Below are 21,288 nucleotides of genomic sequence, written 5' to 3'. Positions count from 1 at the left end.
AAAATATTTTAAAATACCCAAATCAACCGATTTCAAATTCAAAGGAATGGAACATGCTGATTTTACAAGCCGATCGCGACAGTCTGCTCAAGCCGTTGCAAGCCGTTACTGGTATTGTCGAACGTCGCCATACTCTGCCGATTTTGTCCAATGTGTTGCTGGAAAGCAAAGACGGACAGACCAAACTTTTGGCAACCGACTTGGAAATCCAAATCAATACCGCCGGCCCTGAAAGTCAGGCAGGCGATTTCCGTATTACGACCAACGCTAAAAAATTCCAAGACATTTTGCGCGCCCTGCCTGACAGTGCGCTGGTGTCACTGGATTGGGCAGACAACCGTTTGACTCTGCGCGCGGGCAAATCCCGTTTTGCCCTGCAAACCCTGCCGGCTGAAGACTTTCCGTTGATGAACGTCGGCAGCGATGTCAGCGCGACTTTCTCGCTGACTCAAGAGACCTTCAAAACCATGCTTTCGCAAGTGCAATACAGCATGGCGGTTCAAGATATCCGCTATTACCTCAACGGCTTGCTGATGCAGGTTGAAGGAAACCAACTGCGCCTTGTTGCAACCGACGGCCACCGCCTTGCTTATGCGGCCAGCCAAATTGAAGCGGAACTGCCGAAAACGGAAGTGATCCTGCCGCGCAAAACGGTATTGGAACTCTTCAAGCTGTTGAACAATCCGTCCGAGTCCATCACCGTTGAGCTTTTGGACAATCAAGTACGCTTCCAATGCAATGGTACAACCATTGTCAGCAAAGTCATCGACGGCAAGTTCCCTGACTTTAACCGCGTGATTCCTTTGGATAACGACAAGATTTTCCTCGTATCCCGTACCCAGCTTTTGGGTGCGCTTGAACGTGCTGCCATTCTTGCCAATGAAAAATTCCGCGGCGCGCGACTGTTCCTGCAGCCTGGTTTGCTGAGTGTCGTATGTAGCAACAACGAGCAGGAAGAAGCACGCGAAGAGCTGGAAATCGCTTACCAAGGCGGAGAACTCGAAGTCGGTTTCAACATCGGCTACTTGATGGATGTGTTGCGTAACATCCACTCCGACGATATGCAGCTTGCCTTCGGCGATGCCAACCGTTCAACGCTGTTTACCGTGCCGAACAATCCGAACTTCAAATACATCGTAATGCCGATGCGTATTTAATTGGTGTGTGAACAAACAAAAAGAGCGTGTACGGTACACGCTCTTTTTTATAGGCTTGAATCAAAAGGCCGTCTGAAAATTGTTTTTCAGACGGCCTTTCTATCAAACCGGGATGATTCGGTTAAATAGGAAAACTGGGATTAACGTGGACGTGGTTCGCAGTTTTTCACCAAGAATGAGCCGTTAGGGGCGTTCACGCCAACTACTTCAGAAGTAGTGTGGGTGTTTTTGTCGATGAAACCGGCAGACATTACATAGCCTTTACGGTTGGTGAAAGTAGTGCCAGTGCTGTCAGAACGTTTTTTGTCGACAACCAAAGAGGCTTTTTTGCCACCGGCGTTTACGTCAGCAGTAACTGCACGGCCGCTACGGTCAAAGCCGTACATCACGTTCAGTGATTTGCCACCGTCACAACGGTAAGAAACGAAGCCGGCAGGTGCAGCGGCAGCAGAGAAGGAAACAGTAGCCAATGCGGCTGCAGTGATAACAGAAAGTAATTTCATGATCTAAGCTCCATATGAGGGTTGTGTGTTATCTTGCAAAATGAGAAAGGGTTTCCGTTTGCAGATGAAGCGTATTTTAGGCGTTTTGTCGGTAGTGGCAATTAGGTAAATTGCAAAACAGTGTTTACTTATGATTACCCGATTGTTTATTAATAGAAAGTTGTTTGTAATTTGGTGTTGCAAAGTGGTTATGGGGGTTGTTGCGGAATATATACATTAATGATTCTTTAAGAAATATAGCGAAAGAATACAAAAAAGGCCGTCTGAATATTCAGACGGCCTTTGATATGAAGCGGTTTACAAGAAGAAAATTGCAGCCACAGTCACGGCGATGATGCCGTAGATGGTCATCGGGATGACAGTTTTCTTGATGATGGCACCTTCGGCGTTGTTTACGTTCAACACGCTGCACACGGCGATGATGTTGTTGATGCAGACCATGTTGCCCATTGCGCCGCCGACAGATTGCAGGGCGAGGATGAGGGTGACGGACAAGCCGGTATCAAGCGCGATTTGTTGTTGAATCGGGCCAAAGGTCAGGTTGGATACAGTGTTTGAGCCAGAGAAGAATGCACCGATTGCGCCCAGGTATGGGGAGAAGTACACCCAATGTTCGCCGGCCATATTGGCAAATTCTTTACCGATGATTTTCACCATGGAGTCGTCGCCGCCAACCATCATCAGTTGAACCATAATCAACGCACCCATCAGGGCAAGCAGAGGTTTTTTGGTTTGGTTGAAGGTTGCAGCGTAGAAAGACCACGCATCTTTGAATTTGGTTTTGTACAGCAGGATGCAAATCCAAACGGTGAAGACAAACGGAATCCATGCCGGAACGTAGAGGGTTTGGTAGGAAGCGTTTACACCTTGGCCGAAGATGTTGCCGAAGGTAATGGTCAGAGAGTCGCTGACGGTGATTTTGGACAAATCAAACGGCAGTTGGAAGCTGAACCATTCTTCTTTGCTGGTCAGCAGGCCTTTGATGCCGAGCTGTTTGATACGGGTAACCACCAGCATACCGATAAGCATACCCAGAGGGGCAAGTGCTTTGGCAACTTGGGCGAAAGGTACTTTTTCGGCATTCGGGTCTTTCGGATGGTCTTTGCTCAAGCCCCAGCCGTGGTTGGCCGCGAATACGGACACCATCAGACCGATTGCGCCGGCAACCAGAGATGGGAATTCTTCATTAACCATCGCCAATGCAACATAAGGAAGGGTACAGGAGAATACGGCGATGCCGATGAAGCCCAAATTTTTGCGGATTTCAGCCCAAGGAACGATGAAGCTCAAGCCGATAACAGGGATCACGAAACCTGCGAAGAAGTGCATGACACCGGTTTGCATACCGATTTCCATAATGCTTTTTTGATCCAGGCCCAACGGCGCGAAGCCGAACCAAGTCGGTGTGCCTACCGCGCCGAAGGAAACGGGCACGGAGTTCATCACCAAAGTGAAGATGGCTACTTTCAGCGGATTAAAGCCCAAGCTCATCAGAATCGGCGCGGCAATGGCGGCAGGCGTACCGAAACCGGATGCGCCTTCAATCATAAAGGCGAAAGACCAGCCGATGATCATCAACTGGGCAATCGGATTCGGGCTGATGGTAGCCAGCCATTTGCGGATGACGTCGATACAGCCGGTGGTTTCCATCATGCGGTTAAACATGATGGCACCGAAAATTACGGTAATCGGGGTCAGGGTAGAAACGAGGCCTGACGCGACCGTTGCATTGAGCAACATGGCGTCGTCGCCGAAATAAAACAGTTTGATGGCATAAATCAGCGCGGCGGTAATCGGCAGTGCGACGTAGGACGGCATACTGTTTTTCTTAACCATCAGCCAGATCAGCAGCACGATGGGAAAAATACTGAGAAAGAGAGCCATGGGATTGTCCTCGGGGCAACGGGCATCATAACCGTCAATCAATGGCGGTTTGATGCGATGTGTTGAGTAATAGATGTTTTTCGAATAAGGATTGCCACTTTTTTAGATGCAATCAGTTATCAGGTAAATTAGTTTTACCAATTTATGAAAACTGTTGCACACTTTACGTAATCTTATGTAATCGGTCAAGAGGTTTGTAAAAAAACAGGCCGTCTGAAATTGGGTTTTCAGACGGCCTGAGAGCATTGCCAGTAGTGCATTTGGTCGAATATCGAATGGTATTTACATTCAATATTTTGTAAAGGTTTTGTTTTTAATTGATTTCAAACGAATTATTCTATTCCTGCCCATTTATGCGTTTGTACGCTCAGTTGCCAATGGACGGGGGCGTCGGGTCGGCTGTTTAAAACACCGATTTGGCGGATGGTGTCGTAGATATTCATCACACCGTCTTGTTCGCAAGGCGAGAGGTAGTAATGCTGGGCAAGGATTTTGCGTTCCATCTCTTGGCAAAACGCAATGACATCGCCGTCGGCAACAATGCGCACTTCGTCGGCTTTCTCAATGCAACTAGATTGATATTTGGCGGCGTAGCAGGCCTTAGGGCTGGTGGCAACGTAGTCGATTTGCGGCGGAGCGGGGTTGAGGCCGTTGGTTTCGATACACAGAAAATAGCCTTCGGCTTTGAGTGCATTGAGCAGGGTATCCAAATGCGGTTGGATGGTGGGTTCGCCGCCGGTAATGATGATGTTGCGCACCGTATAGGTTTTCAGACGGCCCAAAATATCGGACAGGCTCATCATGCCGAATTTGAGGTAGTCGGTATCGCACCAGCTGCACGCAAGATTACATTTGCCCAAACGGATGAAAACGGCGGGTATGCCTGTGTTCCAGCCTTCGCCTTGCAGGCTTTCAAAGATTTCGACAATGCGGTATTGGGGATTGTTTGGTGTGATTTGAATGGTCATGAATGTCGGATGTGCGGGATTTAATTGTTGTGGTGAAGCGTTTTGAGAAATCGGTTGAGGCAGCCATTCTTTCTGTTAGTTTGAGGGGAAAGAATGGCTGGTGTGTTTAAGCGTTAATGACGGCTGCGGCGGCCAAAAATGCCGGCAAGCCTTGTTTGAGCAGAATGCCTTTGTTGCCTGATGAAAACGCGCCCCATGCGGCGGCGATGAGGACGAAGCCGAGGAACAGGATGGTCGCGCCGTAAACGGCGTTGTCGGGGGCAGCAAAGCGCGCCCATACCAAGCCGATGGCGAGGAAGCCGTTGTACAGGCCTTGGTTGGAAAACAGGGTTTGCACGTGTTTTTGTTCCATAAATTCGTAAGGCATGTTGAACAGTTCTGATGCTTTTTCGCTTGGGATTTGCGTCATTTCGAGCCAGGCGATGTAGAGATGTTCGACAGCGACGAAGAGGACGAGGAGGGTGGAGAGGAGTTTCATGAAGATTCCTTTTGATGTTTAGCGGATGGGTGTGTTTGGGGAACAGGCCGTCTGAAAAATACAGGATGGCAGTTTATTCACTTTCATATTCTGCACACGAAGTCGGCGTTTCCCATAATTTCACGCTGCACACTTTGACACCGGCGTTTTTCAGACGGCCATACATTTCTACGCTCATGTTTTCGGCGGTGGTGCGGCAGGGCAAGCGCAGGGTTTTCATGTTCCAGCCTTCCAAAAGCGCGGCGATTTGGCTTTCGCGTTCGTTGTTGCCGTGATAGATGAAGGCATGGTCGAACGGGTCGGTAATGTGTTGTTTGACGATGGCTTTCAGGTCGGTAAAGTCCATCACCATGCCGTCTTTTGCTCCGCCTTGGATAACGGGTGCGGAGACGGTGATTTCGAGTTTGTAGGTGTGACCGTGCAGGTTTTGGCACTTGCCGTCATGCCCGTCGAGCATGTGCGAGGAATCGAAGGTAAAGATTTTGGTGATTTTCATGAGATGAAGGAAGCCGATGAGGCCGTCTGAACGGTGTAAAACCTGTTTCAGACGGCCTTAAGATTATTGTTCGGAAGGAAGTTTGAGGAAATGCTCGCGATAATGGCGCATTTCTTCGATGCTTTCGAGGATGTCGTCCAATGCCTTGTGCGAACCGCGTTTGACCACGCTTTTGGCGACGGCCGGATTCCAGCGTTTGGCCAATTCTTTCAGCGTGGATACGTCTAAGTTGCGGTAGTGGAAATAGGCTTCCAAACGCGGCATGTATTTGACCATGAAGCGGCGGTCTTGATGGATGGAGTTGCCACACATGGGCGTGGATTTCTCGGGTATCCATGCGGACATGAAGTCCAACAGGTTTTGCTCGACTTCGGCTTCGGTCAGTTTGGATTCGCGCACGCGTTGGGTCAGGCCGGTGCGGCCGTGGGTGGCGGTGTTCCACTCGTCCATGCCGTCGAGCAACTCGTCGCTTTGATGGATGACGTAAACGTCCGACTGCGCCAGTACGTTCAAATCGGAATCGGTAATGATCATGGCGACTTCGATAATGCGGTCGTGTTCCGGGTTGAGGCCGGTCATTTCCATATCGAGCCAGCAGAGATTGTTTGCGTTTTGGGTCATTTCAGACGGCCTTATGTTTTCAGTTGGCAGTATTATAAAGGATAAAGGTTCGGGCCGTCTGAAAGCATTTGTAACAAGTTGTGCAATCTCTTGATATAATCGTCCGTTACACAAAAATTCACCGCCAAAAATCATGAACCCAAGCCCTTTGCTCGATATTATCGATACGCCTCAGGATTTGCGCCGTCTGGAGAAAAAACAGCTGCCGCAAGTCGCCGCCGAATTGCGCGAATTTCTGTTGGATTCCGTCGGTAAGACGGGCGGCCATTTCGCCAGTAACTTGGGCGCGGTCGAGCTGACGGTGGCACTGCATTATGTGTACGACACGCCCGAAGACCATCTGGTCTGGGATGTCGGCCATCAAAGCTATCCGCACAAAATCCTAACCGGCCGCAAAAATCAAATGCACACCATGCGCCAATACGGCGGTTTGGCGGGTTTTCCGAAACGCAGCGAGTCGGAATACGACGCGTTCGGCGTAGGCCATTCTTCCACATCCATCGGCGCGGCATTGGGCATGGCCGTTGCGGACAAACAGTTGGGCAACAACCGCCGCAGCGTCGCCATCATCGGCGACGGCGCCATGACGGCAGGTCAGGCGTTTGAAGCCCTGAACTGCGCAGGCGATATGGATGTCGATTTGCTGGTTATCCTCAACGACAACGAAATGTCGATTTCCCCCAATGTCGGCGCGCTGCCGAAATATCTCGCCAGTAACGTCGTGCGCGATATGCACGGCCTGTTGAGCACCATCAAAGCCCAATCAAGCAAAGTGTTGGACAAATTGCCCGGCGCAATGGAGCTTGCCCAAAAAGTCGAAAATAAAATCAAAACCTTGGCAGGCGAAGCGGAACACGCCAAACAGTCGCTGTCTTTGTTTGAAAACTTCGGTTTCCGTTACACCGGCCCGGTGGACGGCCACAACGTTGAAAATCTGGTGGACGTATTAAAAGACTTGCGCGGCCGAAAAGGCCCTCAGTTGTTGCACGTCATCACCAAAAAAGGCAACGGCTACAAATTCGCCGAAAACGACCCTGTCAAATATCACGCTGTTGCCAAGCTGCCGAGCGAAGTGCCTGCGCCGGAAGTCAAACCTGCCGCGGCCAAACCAACTTATACGCAAGTTTTCGGCCAATGGCTGTGCGACCAAGCGGCGGCTGACGAGCGTTTGGTTGCCATCACGCCTGCCATGCGCGAGGGCAGCGGCTTGGTTGAGTTTGAACAGCAATTCCCCGACCGCTATTTCGACGTTGGAATCGCCGAGCAACACGCCGTTACCTTTGCAGGCGGTTTGGCATGCGAAGGCATTAAGCCTGTCGTGGCGATTTACTCCACTTTTCTGCAACGCGCTTACGACCAGTTGGTACATGACGTTGCCTTACAAAACCTGCCTGTTTTGTTTGCCATCGACCGTGCAGGTATTGTCGGTGCAGACGGCCCGACCCATGCCGGTTTATATGACTTGAGCTTTTTGCGTTGCGTTCCGAACATGATTATTGCCGCACCAAGCGACGAAAACGAATGCCGCTTGCTGCTCTCAACCTGCTATCAGGCAAACTCGCCGTCCGCCGTCCGTTATCCGCGCGGTACAGGCACGGGCGCAACTGTTTCAGGTGGCCTGGAAACCGTTGAAATCGGCAAAGGCATCATCCGTCGCGAAGGCGGAAAAATTGCCGTTATCGCCTTTGGCAGCATGGTTGCCCCATCATTGGCCGCCGCCGACAAGCTGAATGCGACCGTTGCCGATATGCGCTTTGTCAAACCGATAGATGAAGAACTGATCGTCCGTCTTGCCCGAAGTCATGATTACATCGTTACTGCTGAAGAAAATGCCGAACAAGGCGGCGCAGGCAGCGCAGTGTTGGAAGTGTTGGCGAAACACGGCATTTGCAAACCGGTATTGCTTCTGGGTGTAGAAGACAAAGTTACCGAACACGGCGACCCGAAAAAACTTTTAGCCGATTTGGGGCTGAATGCCGAAGCCGTTGAAAAACGCATTGCCGGTTGGATAGAGGCCGTCTGAAAAATATTAGAACATCTCAATACATTGCGTAATTTATGAGAAAAAAATTAATCAGCATCAGTATGGTGCGCAACGAAAACGACGTTATCGAATCGTTTGTCCGTCATAATCTCGAGCTGATGGATGAAATGCACATCATCGATCATGGCAGCAACGATGGCACAAGGGAAATCCTGATTCAATTGAAAGAAGAAGGTTTACCGGTATTTATCTATCAATATCAAGCGCTCAAGTTCAATCATGAGCAATTGGTAAACCTGCTTATGAAGCAGCTTGTAGCAAAAGATGAAGCGATAGATTTCGTTTTTCCGCTGGATGCGGACGAATTTATTTCATGTCCTAGCCGTACCATGCTGGAACAACTCTTGGATGTCATCGGAGAAAACAGGATCGGTATGTACCTTTGGCGCGGCTATTTGCCGACATCGTTGCAATACAACCCCAATTTCACCACACAATTTACCGAGCAACGCCTCGAAACGCTCTTTACTCCCAAAGTCATTGTTCCCAGATGGGCTGCTGAATCTTGCAGCATGATTATCGGCAGCCATTACATGTTGGATAAAGATGGCAATAAGGTTAAATCAACCCTGTTTCATTCGCCGGATTATCGAGGCTTACATTCCTGGTTTATCGAGCAGTTTTCCGCACAATTTGCAGAGACCGATTTGTTGTGGCTGGGGCATTTCCCAATCCGCTCCTTGAACCAGCACATCAAAAAAATCCTCGAAAAGTCCATCTTGATTGCCATTAAAGACGGAAGTACCGATATTGCCTGGGAAAACCAGTTGCGCGAATTGTTGGATAACGGCATGAAGATGGACTTGAACGATTTACGGCTGTTGGCATACAGATACCGCGCCGGTTCTACAAGTTTGGAAGACCCGCATTGTAAAGTCAGCCATTACGAACCCTTGCGTAAAAAACCGCTGATGCTGAAATACACATCGCCGGAAGCAGGCGATCCTTTGATGACTGTCGGACATTTGGTACTTGCATTGGCAAGCGGTGCAAAAGATTCCTCTTTAGGCTTTAAGGCCGTCTGAAAAACAGCCAGCCCGCACACACAATGATAGGAAAACCTTATGATCAGTATCTTTGATATTTTTAAAATCGGCATCGGCCCGTCCAGCTCGCACACCGTCGGCCCGATGAAGGCCGCGGCCGCTTTTGCCGATTTGCTGCATGCCGAAAACTTGGATACACAAGTGGCGCGCATTGTCATTGAAGTGTACGGCTCACTTGCTTTGACCGGTATCGGACACGGCACATTCGACGCATTATTGCTCGGTTTGGAAGGCAGCCTGCCGCACGATATTCCGCTTGCAGACATCCCCAACGCTTGGAACGCATCCGCACGCAGCACGTTTTAAAACTCAACGGCCGCGAAATGGCCTTCAATCCCGAAAAAGATTTGGATATCCGCGGCGACAAAGTGTTGCCCAAACATCCGAACGGTTTGAACTTTATCGCCTACCATTCAGACGGCCAGAAGCTGAAAGAGCAGATTTATTATTCGGTTGGCGGCGGTTTTATCGTAACAGACGAAGGATTTGCACAAGAGGCGCAGGAAAATGGTGATGTGCCGTATCCATACAAAAACTGCGACGAGTTGCTGGCACAATGCCGTCTGAACCAGTTGAATATTTCCGAAGTCGTGTTGGCCAATGAAGCAGCGTTGGCAGGTTGCGATGAAGTGGAAGTGCGCCGCCGTGTGGCTGCCGTAGCCGATGTGATGGAAAACTGCATCAAGCGCGGCTTGGGCGCGGAAGGGCAGTTGCCCGGCGGCTTGAACGTTCGCCGACGCGCGCCGCAGTTGGCGGCCAAACTCAAAGTCCTGCGCGAGAGCGAAATCGTCAATACCCAACTTTGGCCGATGGTGTACGCCATGGCGGTCAATGAAGAAAATGCCGCCGGCGGACGTGTCGTCACCGCACCGACCAACGGCGCGGCAGGCATTATTCCTGCCGTATTGCACTATTTCCGCAAATTCAATCCGCACGCTAACCAATCGCGTGTCGAAGATTTCCTGCTGACTGCCGGCGCTATCGGTATTTTGTATAAAACCAACGCGTCGATTTCTGGCGCGGACGTCGGTTGCCAAGGTGAAGTCGGCGTGGCGTGTTCCATGACGGCAGGCGCATACGCCGAAGTTATCGGCGGTACCCCGAAACAAGTGGAAAACGCCGCCGAAATGGCCATGGAACACCACTTGGGTCTGACCTGCGACCCTGTCGGCGGCTTGGTGCAAATCCCCTGTATCGAGCGTAACGGCATCGCCGCCGAAAAAGCCCTCAAGCTCGCCACCCTCGCGCTTTTGGAAGACGGCACAGACAAAAAAGTCTCACTTGATGAAGTGATTCAAACTATGTTGCAAACCGGCCGCGATATGAAGGCAACTTATAAAGAAACCTCACTCGCAGGTTTGGCTATTACCTTGCAGAAAAAAGCCGTACCGGTATCCGTGCGCGTGGTGGAATGTTAGCAATAGGGTAGGGGATCTGCCCGATAAAAAAAGCCGTCTGAAAAATCTTCAGACGGCCTTTTTTGTATGGATCGAATAACTAACCGTTTTTTTGATAAGGGTTTTCTAGTCCGGCCATTAAGTCGCGGAAGTATTCGCGCAACTGTTTTTCGGAGCAACCCATCAGCAGCGCGTCTTCAAATGCGTCCTGCGCTATTTGGTACAGTTCGTTTAAGTTTTCGGTCATGACTTTGACTTTTTCGGTGCAGGAAACAATCTGACCGTCGTCGTCATACCATTTGGGCATTTGCGGCATCGCCATCGTGCACCTCAATTCAAGAAACGGGATGGGTCGTTTTTCTTCACGCGGCGGGCAAAGGCGTATTTTCCGTTCCAATATTTGTGGCCGAGGCTGGTAATTTCGATACGTTTACCCGTTCTCGGCGCGTGAATGAAATTGTTGTTGCCGATGTAAAGGCCGACGTGGGAAATACGGCCGCGGCCCATGGTGCGGAAAAAGACCATGTCGCCCGGCTGCAATTCGGAACGACTCACGGCAACGCCCATTTGCGCTTGTTCGGCAGAGGTGCGCGGCAGGTTTACGCCCATGGCGCGTTTAAAGATGTGTTGCATGAAGCCGCTGCAGTCAAAGCCGGTAGAGGCTGATGTGCCGCCGTAGCGGTAGGCCACGCCGAGCAGGCCCATGGCGCTGCCGATTAACTCATCTGCATTGCCCGAAGGTGCGCGCGTATTGTTGCTTGCGGCAGGATAGGTATTGGTGGGATGGACAGGGGTTGCCTGACGCGTATTGCCGTAAACGTTGGCGTTGTCGTTGAATTGGTTTAAAACACGCTGACGGGTGGTAATCAGGTTTTCCAAATCATCGGCGTAAGAAAAATTGACGCTCGCGAGCATGGCGACCGAAGTCCAAACTGCTGCGAGCCGGAGTAAAAAATTCATTATAAAAACTTCCGTTTCAGAAGGCATTCCCTGCCGATTGCAGGCACATTGCCGGTTTCTGAGATGTTATCCCGTATCATTCTCTTGTTATCTGCTTGATTGTATTCAAAAACTGTCTTTTTGGCAAAAAAACTGCTGTTATTTTGCGTTAAACCCTTGTTTCCAAAAGAACTAGAAAAACATCAGGCGCGGTTTCGCTTGATTTATCCGCCGCTGCAACCATATAAGCGGCATTCATTGATTTATTTTCAGAGACTGACATGACACAAAATCACAGCGATATCCGTACACGCTTTATCTTTGACGATATGCCTATCCGCGGTATGCACATCCGCCTCGAAAAGGTTTGGCACCACATCGTCAACCAAAAACATTATCCTGTCGCCATCCGCCGCGCTTTGGGCGAGTTGTTGGCCGCCGGCTCTTTATTGTCTGCCAACCTTAAAAACGAAGGCACGCTGATTGTTCAGGTTCAAGGTCAGGGCCGTCTGAAAATGTTGGTGGTGGAAGCGACTTCTGAAAATACTGTCCGTGCTACCGCGCGTTGGGACGAAACCGCTGAAATCCGTGATGACGAAAGCCTGACTGCGCTGTTGGGCAAAAACAGCGTGTTCGTTTTGACTCATCAGCCTAAAGATGCTGACCCTTGGCAAGGTGTTGTACCGCTGGAAGGCGACAGCATTGCGCAAATGTTGGTCAACTATATGAAACGTTCCGAGCAGCTCGATACCTATATTACGCTTGCCGCCGATGACCAAGCCGCAGGCGCATTGTTGCTGCAACGTCTGCCGGAAGAAGAATTGGATGATGCTGCGTGGGAACATGTGACCACGCTTGCGCAAACGCTTACTCCGCAAGAATTGACCGGTTTGGACGCTCATCACGCCCTTTACCGCCTTTACCATGAAACCCCGCCCCGCGTTTTTGAACCGGAAGCCATTGAATTTGCCTGCACCTGTTCCCGCGGTAAAGTCAGCGATATGCTGTTGATGCTTGGCGGTCAGGAAGTCGGCGGCGTGGTGGCAGAACAAGGCAGTATTCAAATTGATTGCGATTTCTGCCATAGCAAGTATGTGTTTGATGAAACCGATGTCAACGCTTTGTTTGGTGCGGATGTGGTGAATGCCGTCCGTCAAGAAAATGAGCGTTTGCAGTAATCGCGCGATAAAAGTTGCTTAAAAAATTGGATTATTTAATAGAAGGGCAGGTGTAATACCTGCCCTTTCTTTTTGGGAGAATTGAATATCATCAATAAAAAATGCCGTCTGAAAAAAGCGTGGGCTGATTTCAGACGGCATGATTGTTTTAAACGATGCGTTTAATGTTTAAAGATTATTTCCAAACCAACAAAGCGTGGTTGCGTTTGCCGCGGCGGACGATGGTGTATTTGCCGAAACGTTTGTGTTCGTCGGTCAGCATGTAGGCGTCGTCAGGTTTTTCAGCGGCATGGTTCGGATTGTTGGCTTCGGCAGGTTTGCCGTTGAGCAAAACCGCTTTGCTGTTTACAAAGCCGCGCGCTTCTTTGTTGGAAGATGCCAAACCGGTTTTTACCAAAGTCTCAACCACGTTGAGGCTCTCGGAAACTTCAAAAGTCGGCAGGCCGTCGAGAGCGAGCTGTTCAAAGTCGCTTTCGGTCAGGCTGCTTTGGTCTTCGGCAAACAGGCTTTCAGAAATGCGTTGGGCGGCGGCAAGGGCTTCTTCGCCGTGAATCAGACGGGTCATTTCCTCGGCAAGAATGCGTTGCGCTTCTGGCTTGGTGCCGCTGGCTTTGTCTTTGGCTTCGATGGCATCGATTTCTTCGATAGACAGGAAGGTAAAGTATTTCAGGAATTTATACACATCGGCATCGGCCACTTTCAGCCAGAATTGGTAGAACTGATACGGCGAGGTTTTCTTCGCGTTCAGCCATACCGCGCCGCCTTCGGTTTTGCCGAATTTGGTGCCGTCTGATTTGGTTACCAAAGGCAGGGTCAGGCCGAATACTTGTTTTTGGTGCAGACGGCGGGTCAGGTCGATACCGGCAGTGATGTTGCCCCATTGGTCGGAACCGCCGATTTCCAAAACCGCGCCGTGGCGTTTGTTCAATTCGGCAAAGTCGTAGCCTTGCAGCAGGGAGTAGGCGAACTCGGTGAAGGAAATGCCCACATCGTCGCGCTCGATACGCTGTTTGACGGACTCTTTGTTCAGCATAGCGTTGACGGAAAAATGCTTGCCGATGTCGCGCAGGAAGTCGAGGCAGTTCATGCTGCCGAACCAGTCGGCGTTGTTGGCCATAATAGCAGCGTTATCGCCTTCAAAGCTCAAAAACGGTTTCAGTTGGTTGCGGATGCTTTCTACCCAGCCGGCAACGGTTTCGGCGGAATTCAAGCTGCGTTCTGTCGCTTTAAAGCTTGGGTCGCCGATCATACCGGTCGCGCCGCCCACCAAAGCAATCGGCGTATGGCCGGCTTGTTGGAAACGGCGCAATGCCAATACAGGCAGCAAGTGGCCGATGTGCAGGCTGTCGGCCGTCGGGTCAAAACCGCAATAGAGGGAAATTTTTTGTTCGTTTAACAAAGCGTCTAAGGCTTCGATGTCGGTAGTTTGCGCGATTAAGCCACGCGATTGTAGGTCTTTGATGACGCTCATTGATGTCTTCCAAAAAAATTAGCAGTTTTACAAACTGCTAATTGTAGCAAATTTCATCGGATGAATGGCTATGGCTTACTGAAGAAGCGTGTGTTTTTCAGAAAAACGCTTGGCCAGTTCTCTACCGCCGTAAGGGTTGATGTGGTCTCTATCGGAATAAACCGGCAATCCGTTGATTTTGAAGTTCTCCGGAATATAGGCAGTAGCATCGATAATGTGCACATTGGCATATTTTTCTGCCAATTCTTTGATGCGTTCATTTCCTTTTGAAGTGACTGTTTCATCAATGGCAAGATTCTGACTAAATCCCGGTATGCGGTAAGACAGAATATAGGCACGTAAGCCGTTGTATGACAGATTAGGGTTGTCTATCATCAGGTAAACCGCTTGTTTTTCCGAAGAAAGTTTTTGCAACATGAGGTCGAATTTTTTGAAAAAATCGGTATCGTAAGCAAGGGAGTGGCTGTTTTCAGGCATTTGGCTGCCCCAGCGCATGGCCAAAAGCACTTTTGAGTATTGGGGCAGATGCTCTTTGGCATACTCATAAACGGCACGGCATGAGGCGTTTTGTTTGAATACGGGGGCAGCATAATCTTCTACATAGGCACAACTGTCCGCAGTAACCATCGTTGCCGACCATTTTTCTTTTTTGCCGACGGTATCAAAAAACGTTTTATATTGGTCGGCATGCGAATCGCCCAAAATCAGTAATTCCGGCTGTTTGTCGGTATCGCCCCAAACACATTGTTTGTCGGTATTGTTGTGGCAAGAAGTGTAGGAACGCGCCAATCCCATACGGTCGTACTGCTCCATAAACGGGAGCTTCATGGCAAGAAAAGGCGTAATGGCCAAAACAAGCATGGGGACGGCATAAATCCATGCCACAGACTGGGCAAAAGAGCCTTTCCACTTTTTAAACGGCTTCTCGACAAAATAATAAGAAAGCAGAGAGAGTGCAAACATTAAGACAATCGCGGCCGCAGTCGAATACGAAGGCAGATTGTTTGAACCTATGTATCTCATAAAAGCCAATACAGGCCAATGCCACAGATACAGCGAATAGGAAATCAAGCCTATGCCGACAGTAATCTTCCATTGGAAGAATTTTTTCAGCCGGTGTTCAAATTGATTGAAATAAATGAATGCGGCGGCGGCCAAACAAGGAATGATGGCGGCAGGTCCCGGGAAATAGGCGGTTTTTTCCGTATAGGCAAACAGGCAGGCAAACAGTACGCAGACGGAAAGTAATGCGCCTGCCGCTGCATATGGTTTGCCGGTATCCAGCCCTTGCTGTTGCCGGTATTGCATCCACACGGCTGTTAATGAGCCGATCAGCATTTCGCAGGCGCGCAGATGGGGCAGGTAATATTTATCCAGCGAAGTCGGTATAAAAGAAGCCAAAATGCTGAATACGCATAGCGTGATGAGGAAGGCAAATTGGGTGCGCCAACTTTTGCGGACAACCAATAACAGCAATATCGGAAAGACGAAATAATATTGCTCTTCGACCGATAAAGACCAAATGTGAAGCAAAGGTTTTTCTTCTTGTATGGGATCGAAATAGCCCTGACCCTTTGCAAAAAAGATATTAGAGATGAAACCCAAGGTGGACAGTGCCGTCCTCCATAAAAGGGAAAAATCATCTTTGGTGAATAAAAGAAAGCCGCATATCAGCGTTACCGTCAATACGGTAAAAAATGCGGGCAGTATCCGCTTGATACGGCGGATGTAAAACTTTTTGAACGAGAAAATCCCACTGCTCATTTCACGATGGATAATCATCGTGATCAGAAAGCCGGAAATGACAAAAAAGATATCAACACCAAGAAAGCCGCCAGGCAGCCAGTTTTTTTCAATATGGAAAACGACAACGGATAGAACAGCAACGGCACGCAATGTATCAATATCTGGGCGGTAAGATAAAACTTTGCTCATAATATTTTGATTTTAATTAGTTTATATTAATGGCGTCGTCTGAAAAGTGATTCCTGCCGAGAATGGCAGTATTTCGGAGGTCGGCCATCGTTTGTCGGAACAGGGCAGTTTGTTTGCCTTCTTAGAATGATTGCTGATGATATGCGTTTGAATAGTAATGGATTAGAGTAGGAATAAAGTTGATAGTTTCAACATAATATTTAATATGTTGTTTTTATAATGAATCAATACGATGTGGTATTGTTTAATTATTTATTGTCATATCAATGATATTGTTATTGATGATGTAACCTTACGCTATTTTTAGGTGAGGCGTCGGTAAGAAATGGGAGATTTTAAGAAAGAAAAATTACGGGCTATGCCCGTATTTATTATGGAGATAATGTCTTGTTTTTTTGATATTTCAAGACGTGAGGCCGTCTGAAAATAAATTCAGACGGCCTTAATCTTAGAAAAGGCCGTCTGAAAAAGCGTTTTACCGGGTTTATACGTTAAACAGGAAGTGCATCACATCGCCGTCTTGTACGACGTATTCTTTGCCTTCCACACGCATTTTGCCGGCTTCTTTGGCCTTGGCTTCGCCGCCTAAAGCGATGAAGTCTTCGTAGGAGATAACTTGGGCGCGGATGAAGCCGCGTTCAAAGTCGGTGTGAATCACGCCGGCGGCTTGCGGCGCAGTGTCGCCTTTGTGGATAGTCCAGGCGCGGACTTCTTTCACGCCGGCGGTGAAGTAGGTTTGCAGGCCCAAGAGGTCGTAGCCGGCACGAATCAGGCGGTTCAGGCCCGGTTCTTCCAAGCCCATTTCGGCGAGGAATTCGGCTTTTTCATCGTCTTCCAACTCGGCGATTTCGCTTTCCATCGCGGCGCAAACGGCAACGACAGGCGCGTTTTCTTTTTCAGCCAATTCTTTCAGGCGGTCGAGGTGCGGATTGTTTTCAAAACCGTCTTCGGAAACGTTGCCGACGTACATGGCAGGTTTGGCGGTCAGCAGGAACAGCGGCTTGAGCATGGCGAGTTCTTCCGCGTCCAAACCGAAGGAGCGGACGGGTTTGCCTTCGTCCAGATGCGGCAGCAGTTTTTTGCACAGCTCGACCAGTTTTTGCGCGTCTTTGTCGCCTGAGCGGGCGCGTTTTTCTTCGCGGACGATGGCTTTTTCGACGCTGGCGAGGTCGGCAAGTGCCAATTCGGTACCGATGGTTTCGATGTCGGCAATCGGATCGACTTTGCCTGCAACGTGAACGATGTTGTCGTCGTCAAAGCAACGTACGACGTTAACAATCGCGTCAGTCTCGCGGATGTTGGCGAGGAACTGGTTGCCCAAGCCTTCGCCTTTGCTCGCGCCTGCGACCAAACCGGCGATGTCGACGAATTCGACGATGGCAGGCTGCATTTTTTGCGGATTGACGATTTTTGCCAATTCGGCCATGCGCGGATCGGGGACTTCAACGATGCCGACGTTGGGTTCGATGGTACAGAAAGGATAGTTTGCCGCTTCGATACCCGATTGGGTCAGCGCATTAAAGAGGGTGGATTTGCCGACGTTGGGCAAACCGACGATGCCGCATTTCAAGCTCATGGTTTTTCCTGAAAAGATAAAAGTTTAACGGCGGATTATAGCATATTGTGGAGGTACTCAAAACAGCCGCAATGCTGGTGTGTTCTTATAATAAAAGGCCGTCTGAAAAAAGAGGGGCAGGCATTCAGCCTATTGTTCTTCCGAAGAATGAGTAAATGAATAAAGCCATTAAATAAAACAATTTTACGGACAGGAGGCTTAAGATTAAACCTAAAAGAATGCCCAGTACCCAATAAATCATCTGACGGTATTTCGGGTCGGATGCGGTACGCAACATTTTGAAATACAAAACCAGACAGCCGAACATGCAGATTGTTTGAAACAGAATGAGGGGGAGGCTGTCAATGGCTTCGGAAATCGACCCATAAAGGATGATTGTCCCTATGCGTATGCATAAATAAATTAAAGCCGAGCCTGCCGCCGAACTCCCAAAAGTGACAGGCGTGTCGGATGAATCGGCTGTTTTGTGGGGCTGAAGTCTGCCGAATAACAAGATAAATACAATGTCAAACATAATGATGGTTGCCTTGGTGTGAGGTGTTTTTATTTTTCAGACGGCCTCTGGGTGGTCTGAAAGCTTATTGTGCTGCGATATGGGGCAGTGCCGCATTAAGGTATGTCAGTAGTTGACTATCATCGTGCTGAAGCGGTTGCCATGCTTCATTGAGCACATTGATTTTGTAGCGGGTTATCTGCTATTGCCCAAAATAGTCCGAAATACGGGCAAGTTAAATGAATAGGGTAAGAGTGGCAAGCAGGTTGAAAAACATTATGAGGCTTATGGATAAAGCCTTTGCTATGGTTCGCAGTTGGTTGAAAGGCCGTCTGAAAACTGTTTCAGACGGCCTTTTTTCCGTACTGCTTTAACCGGTATTACGCAAACCTTGCGCTACGCCGTTGATGGTCAAGTGAACCATCAGCAGGGCGTGCGGATTGTCGGGCTCTTTGCGCAGGCGTTTGAGCATGGCGACTTGCAGGCCGTTGAGGGCGTTCAGGTATGGAATCCTCAAGGCAAGCGAACGGGCAAGGCTGCGGTTGTCGCGCAGGAGCTCTTCGGTTTGCAGCAGGTCGAGCAGTGCTTTGCGGCTGCGTTGGTATTCTTCCTTGATCATGCCGAAGATGACTTTTGCTTTATCGGGCGATTCGCTCAAGCCGGCATAGTTTTCCGCCAAGGTGATGTCGGTTTTCGCCATCACTTGCTCCATATTGGAGAGCATAGCTTGGAAGAACGGGTTGTTTTGGGCGTGTTCGCGCAGGGCGGCGAGGGTTTCGGGTTTGCCTTCGCACAAGGTTTCCACTGCGCTGCCGAAACCGTACCAAGCCGGCAGCATGAGGCGGTTTTGCATCCAGGAGAATACCCACGGAATCGCGCGCAAGTCCTGAATCCGCGCCAGGGTTTTACGGCTGGCGGGACGGCTGCCGAGGTTGAGGGTGGCGATTTCCTGAATCGGGCTGGTTTGCAGGAAGTAGTCGATAAAGTCGGGGTGGGTAATCAGTTCGCGGTAGTATTTGAACGATACGTCCGACAAATCCTGCATCAGTTTGGCATCAGGGTCTTTTTTATCCGGCAGGATACTGGCTTCCAAAGTCGCGGCAACCAAGGTTTCCAAGTTGCGTTGGGCATTGCCTGGGTCGGCGTATTTGGCGGTAATGACTTCGCCTTGCTCGGTAATGCGGATTTGTCCGGCAACGCTGCCTGCAGGTTGCGCCAAAATGGCTTGGTAAGACGGGCCGCCGCCGCGACCTACGCTGCCGCCGCGGCCGTGGAACAGGCGCATGCGGACATTGTATTTTTTGAAGAGTTCGACTAAGCCCAATTCGGCCTGATACAGACACCATGAGCTGGTAACGTAGCCGCCGTCTTTGTTGGAGTCGGAGTAGCCGAGCATGATTTCTTGAATGTTGCCGCGGCTTTCGAGCAGGGCGTCATACCAGTCGAGGCGGAACATGGTTTCCATGACCGGGCAAGCGTTTTCGAGCGCTTCGATGGTTTCAAACAGAGGCACGATGTTGATGCGGCTGCGCGGTTTGCCGTTTCCCACTGTCAACAGGCCGCTTTCTTTCAGCAGCAATGCCAAGGCGAGCAGGTCGCTGGGTTGTTCGCAGTTGGAAATAATGCTTTGCGTAACGGCATCTTCGCCGAATTCGTCTTTGATTTTGCGCGCTTCGTTGAAAATCGCCAGTTCGTGACGGGTATGGTCGCTGTATGTGATGAACGGGCTGTATAGCGGGCGTTGATGGCTCAATTCGCGCAACAGGGCGGCTTGTTTTTGCTCTTCGTTCAGGCTGTTGTAGTCTTCCAAACCTGCGTGTTGGAAAAGTTCGGCAACCACATCGGCGTGTTTGCCTGCGTGTTGGCGCAGGTCGAGCGGCATCATGTGGAAACCGAACACGGACACGCTGCGGATAATGTCGGCCAGACGGCCTTCTGCCAGCAGTTGGCTGCCGTTTTCGTGGAGCGAGCGTTGCAGTTTTTTCAGGTCGTTGAGGAACTCTTCAACCGTGGCATAAGGCTCGAGGAAGCCGAATTTGCAGCCCATGCCCAAACCGAGTGAACGTGCCTTGCCCATAGCGCGTGCCATGATGTAGGCGATGGCGCGGCGGTAGGGTTCTTCGGCGCGGGCGATTTCTTCATCGGGAGACTGGGCGGAAAGTGCCATCACGTCGTCGTTGACTTTGACGCGGCGGATGGAGAGCGGCAATTCGCGGTAGAGTTTGTCGAGTTCGCCGCGATAGAAACGGAATACGGCGTCGGCATGCCGTCTGAACGCAAAACGCAAGGTTTCGGCAGAAACGAACGGGTTGCCGTCGCGGTCGCCGCCGATCCAGCCGCCGATTTTGAGAATATTCGGAACGCGGACACCGGGATAGGCCGTCTGAAAATCGCGTTCCATTGTGCGGTAGAGTTTAGGCAGGGCTTCAAAGAAGCTCATCGGGAAGATGGATACACCGTTGTTGATCTCGTCGTTGACGCTGAGTTTGTGGCGGCGCGTTTCGCTGGTCTGCCACAAGCCCAAAAGGACTGTGTCGATTTCGCGGCGCAATTGAGCCAGTGCATCAGGATTAGTGCAGCGTTCGCGTTGCGGCAGCAGCGCGCGGATGCGGCGGTTGAAGCTCAAGACGGTTTGGCGTTGCACCTCGGTCGGGTGCGCGGTCAAAACGGCGGTAACGACCGTGTTGTCCAGTTGTTGTTGCACCGCTTTGCCGTTGACTTTTCCGGCTTTGAGCTTGCGCACGGTTTCCGTCAGGCTGCCTTCGGCGCTGTTGTGTCCTGCATCTTCGTGGATTTGGCGGCGGCGTTCGTGGTGCACGTCTTCGGCGATGTTCAGAATTTGTGCGAACAGGCCGCAGGCCAGGGTTAAATCGTGGGTTTGCTGTTCGTCCAGTTGCGGCAACACCTTCTCAATCAAGGCGGCGCTGTCGTCTGAAGTCGATAACAACTTAACGGTTTCGACCACCAAAGGCGATGCTTCTTCATGCAGCAGATTGAACAGAGACTGTTTTAAAAATTCCGCATCCGCTGCCAAAGCGGCATCTTTGGGATTGTTTAAGATATGCAGTTGCATGATTTTTCTCTTATTTAAATGTTAATTTG

17 protein-coding genes and 1 pseudogene are annotated in these 21,288 nt (G+C 50.2%); 5 read left to right on the top strand and 13 right to left on the bottom strand.

The genetic code is table 11. The features are described from left to right. The first annotated feature begins 53 nt into the window (after positions 1-53). Complete coding sequence (gene dnaN, locus KCG54_RS09305; RefSeq protein ID WP_004520410.1) at positions 54-1,157, top strand: DNA polymerase III subunit beta; 1,104 nt, start codon at positions 54-56, stop codon at positions 1,155-1,157. A gap of 140 nt (positions 1,158-1,297) precedes the next feature. On the opposite strand, the gene KCG54_RS09300 is transcribed toward dnaN, so the two are convergent. From KCG54_RS09300 to orn, 6 genes are all read right to left on the bottom strand, one after another. Continuing rightward, positions 1,298-1,660, bottom strand: a complete 363-nt coding sequence (locus KCG54_RS09300) for a DUF7606 domain-containing protein (RefSeq protein WP_004520408.1) — start codon at positions 1,658-1,660, stop codon at positions 1,298-1,300. Positions 1,661-1,957: 297 nt separating this feature from the next. Further along, positions 1,958-3,544 (bottom strand): L-lactate permease, encoded by a 1,587-nt coding sequence (locus KCG54_RS09295; protein ID WP_254324008.1) that lies wholly within the window; start codon positions 3,542-3,544, stop codon positions 1,958-1,960. A gap of 332 nt (positions 3,545-3,876) precedes the next feature. Beyond that, positions 3,877-4,512 (bottom strand): 7-carboxy-7-deazaguanine synthase QueE, encoded by a 636-nt coding sequence (locus KCG54_RS09290; protein ID WP_254324007.1) that lies wholly within the window; start codon positions 4,510-4,512, stop codon positions 3,877-3,879. A 106-nt stretch (positions 4,513-4,618) separates the two neighbouring features. Beyond that, entirely contained in the window at positions 4,619-4,990 is a 372-nt protein-coding gene (locus KCG54_RS09285; RefSeq protein WP_254324006.1) for a DUF1304 domain-containing protein, read from the bottom strand. Between the two features lie 73 nt (positions 4,991-5,063). Beyond that, positions 5,064-5,486 (bottom strand): 6-carboxytetrahydropterin synthase QueD, encoded by a 423-nt coding sequence (gene queD, locus KCG54_RS09280; RefSeq protein WP_254324005.1) that lies wholly within the window; start codon positions 5,484-5,486, stop codon positions 5,064-5,066. Positions 5,487-5,549: 63 nt separating this feature from the next. Continuing rightward, positions 5,550-6,107, bottom strand: coding sequence for an oligoribonuclease (orn, locus tag KCG54_RS09275; RefSeq protein WP_039862353.1), 558 nt, complete (start codon positions 6,105-6,107; stop codon positions 5,550-5,552). Positions 6,108-6,240: 133 nt separating this feature from the next. Here orn and dxs point away from each other — a divergent pair, with 133 nt between their 5' ends. From dxs to KCG54_RS09260, 3 genes and pseudogenes are all read left to right on the top strand, one after another. Then, positions 6,241-8,130 (top strand): 1-deoxy-D-xylulose-5-phosphate synthase, encoded by a 1,890-nt coding sequence (gene dxs, locus KCG54_RS09270; RefSeq protein WP_254324004.1) that lies wholly within the window; start codon positions 6,241-6,243, stop codon positions 8,128-8,130. A 35-nt stretch (positions 8,131-8,165) separates the two neighbouring features. Continuing rightward, positions 8,166-9,176, top strand: a complete 1,011-nt coding sequence (locus KCG54_RS09265) for a glycosyltransferase family 2 protein (RefSeq protein ID WP_254324003.1) — start codon at positions 8,166-8,168, stop codon at positions 9,174-9,176. Positions 9,177-9,215: 39 nt separating this feature from the next. After that, positions 9,216-10,615 (top strand): annotated as a pseudogene (locus KCG54_RS09260) (L-serine ammonia-lyase). Between the two features lie 79 nt (positions 10,616-10,694). Here KCG54_RS09260 and KCG54_RS09255 read toward each other — a convergent pair. Beyond that, a complete protein-coding gene (locus KCG54_RS09255; RefSeq protein ID WP_004519529.1) occupies positions 10,695-10,916 on the bottom strand; it encodes a hypothetical protein in 222 nt (73 codons plus the stop codon). Between the two features lie 8 nt (positions 10,917-10,924). Next, positions 10,925-11,554: a C40 family peptidase gene (locus tag KCG54_RS09250; protein ID WP_107737751.1), complete on the bottom strand. Its 630-nt coding sequence runs from the start codon at positions 11,552-11,554 to the stop codon at positions 10,925-10,927. Positions 11,555-11,814: 260 nt separating this feature from the next. Here KCG54_RS09250 and hslO point away from each other — a divergent pair, with 260 nt between their 5' ends. Then, positions 11,815-12,711, top strand: a complete 897-nt coding sequence (hslO, locus tag KCG54_RS09245; protein WP_254324002.1) for an Hsp33 family molecular chaperone HslO — start codon at positions 11,815-11,817, stop codon at positions 12,709-12,711. Positions 12,712-12,886: 175 nt separating this feature from the next. Here the strand turns inward: hslO and tyrS are convergent, their stop codons facing one another. The 5 genes from tyrS to ppc form a co-directional block, all read right to left on the bottom strand. Further along, a complete protein-coding gene (gene tyrS / locus KCG54_RS09240) occupies positions 12,887-14,182 on the bottom strand; it encodes a tyrosine--tRNA ligase (protein WP_254324001.1) in 1,296 nt (431 codons plus the stop codon). 75 nt (positions 14,183-14,257) lie between these two features. Next, positions 14,258-16,117: an acyltransferase family protein gene (locus KCG54_RS09235; protein WP_254324000.1), complete on the bottom strand. Its 1,860-nt coding sequence runs from the start codon at positions 16,115-16,117 to the stop codon at positions 14,258-14,260. A 484-nt stretch (positions 16,118-16,601) separates the two neighbouring features. Further along, the gene (gene ychF / locus KCG54_RS09230; RefSeq protein WP_003748877.1) at positions 16,602-17,693 is read right to left on the bottom strand and encodes a redox-regulated ATPase YchF; all 1,092 of its coding nucleotides are present in this window, start codon (positions 17,691-17,693) and stop codon (positions 16,602-16,604) included. A 124-nt stretch (positions 17,694-17,817) separates the two neighbouring features. Then, complete coding sequence (locus tag KCG54_RS09225; RefSeq protein WP_188213474.1) at positions 17,818-18,207, bottom strand: hypothetical protein; 390 nt, start codon at positions 18,205-18,207, stop codon at positions 17,818-17,820. A gap of 349 nt (positions 18,208-18,556) precedes the next feature. Further along, on the bottom strand, positions 18,557-21,259 hold the full coding sequence (gene ppc, locus KCG54_RS09220) for a phosphoenolpyruvate carboxylase (protein WP_070822707.1): 2,703 nt from the start codon (positions 21,257-21,259) through the stop codon (positions 18,557-18,559). Positions 21,260-21,288: the final 29 nt, after the last annotated feature.

Origin of the sequence: Neisseria subflava (assembly GCF_024205705.1) — a bacterium.
Classification (GTDB): Bacteria; Pseudomonadota; Gammaproteobacteria; order Burkholderiales; family Neisseriaceae; genus Neisseria; species Neisseria subflava_D.
The sequence above is the reverse complement of the archived record's forward strand: the minus strand, read 5'-3'. Positions and strand labels throughout refer to the sequence as shown.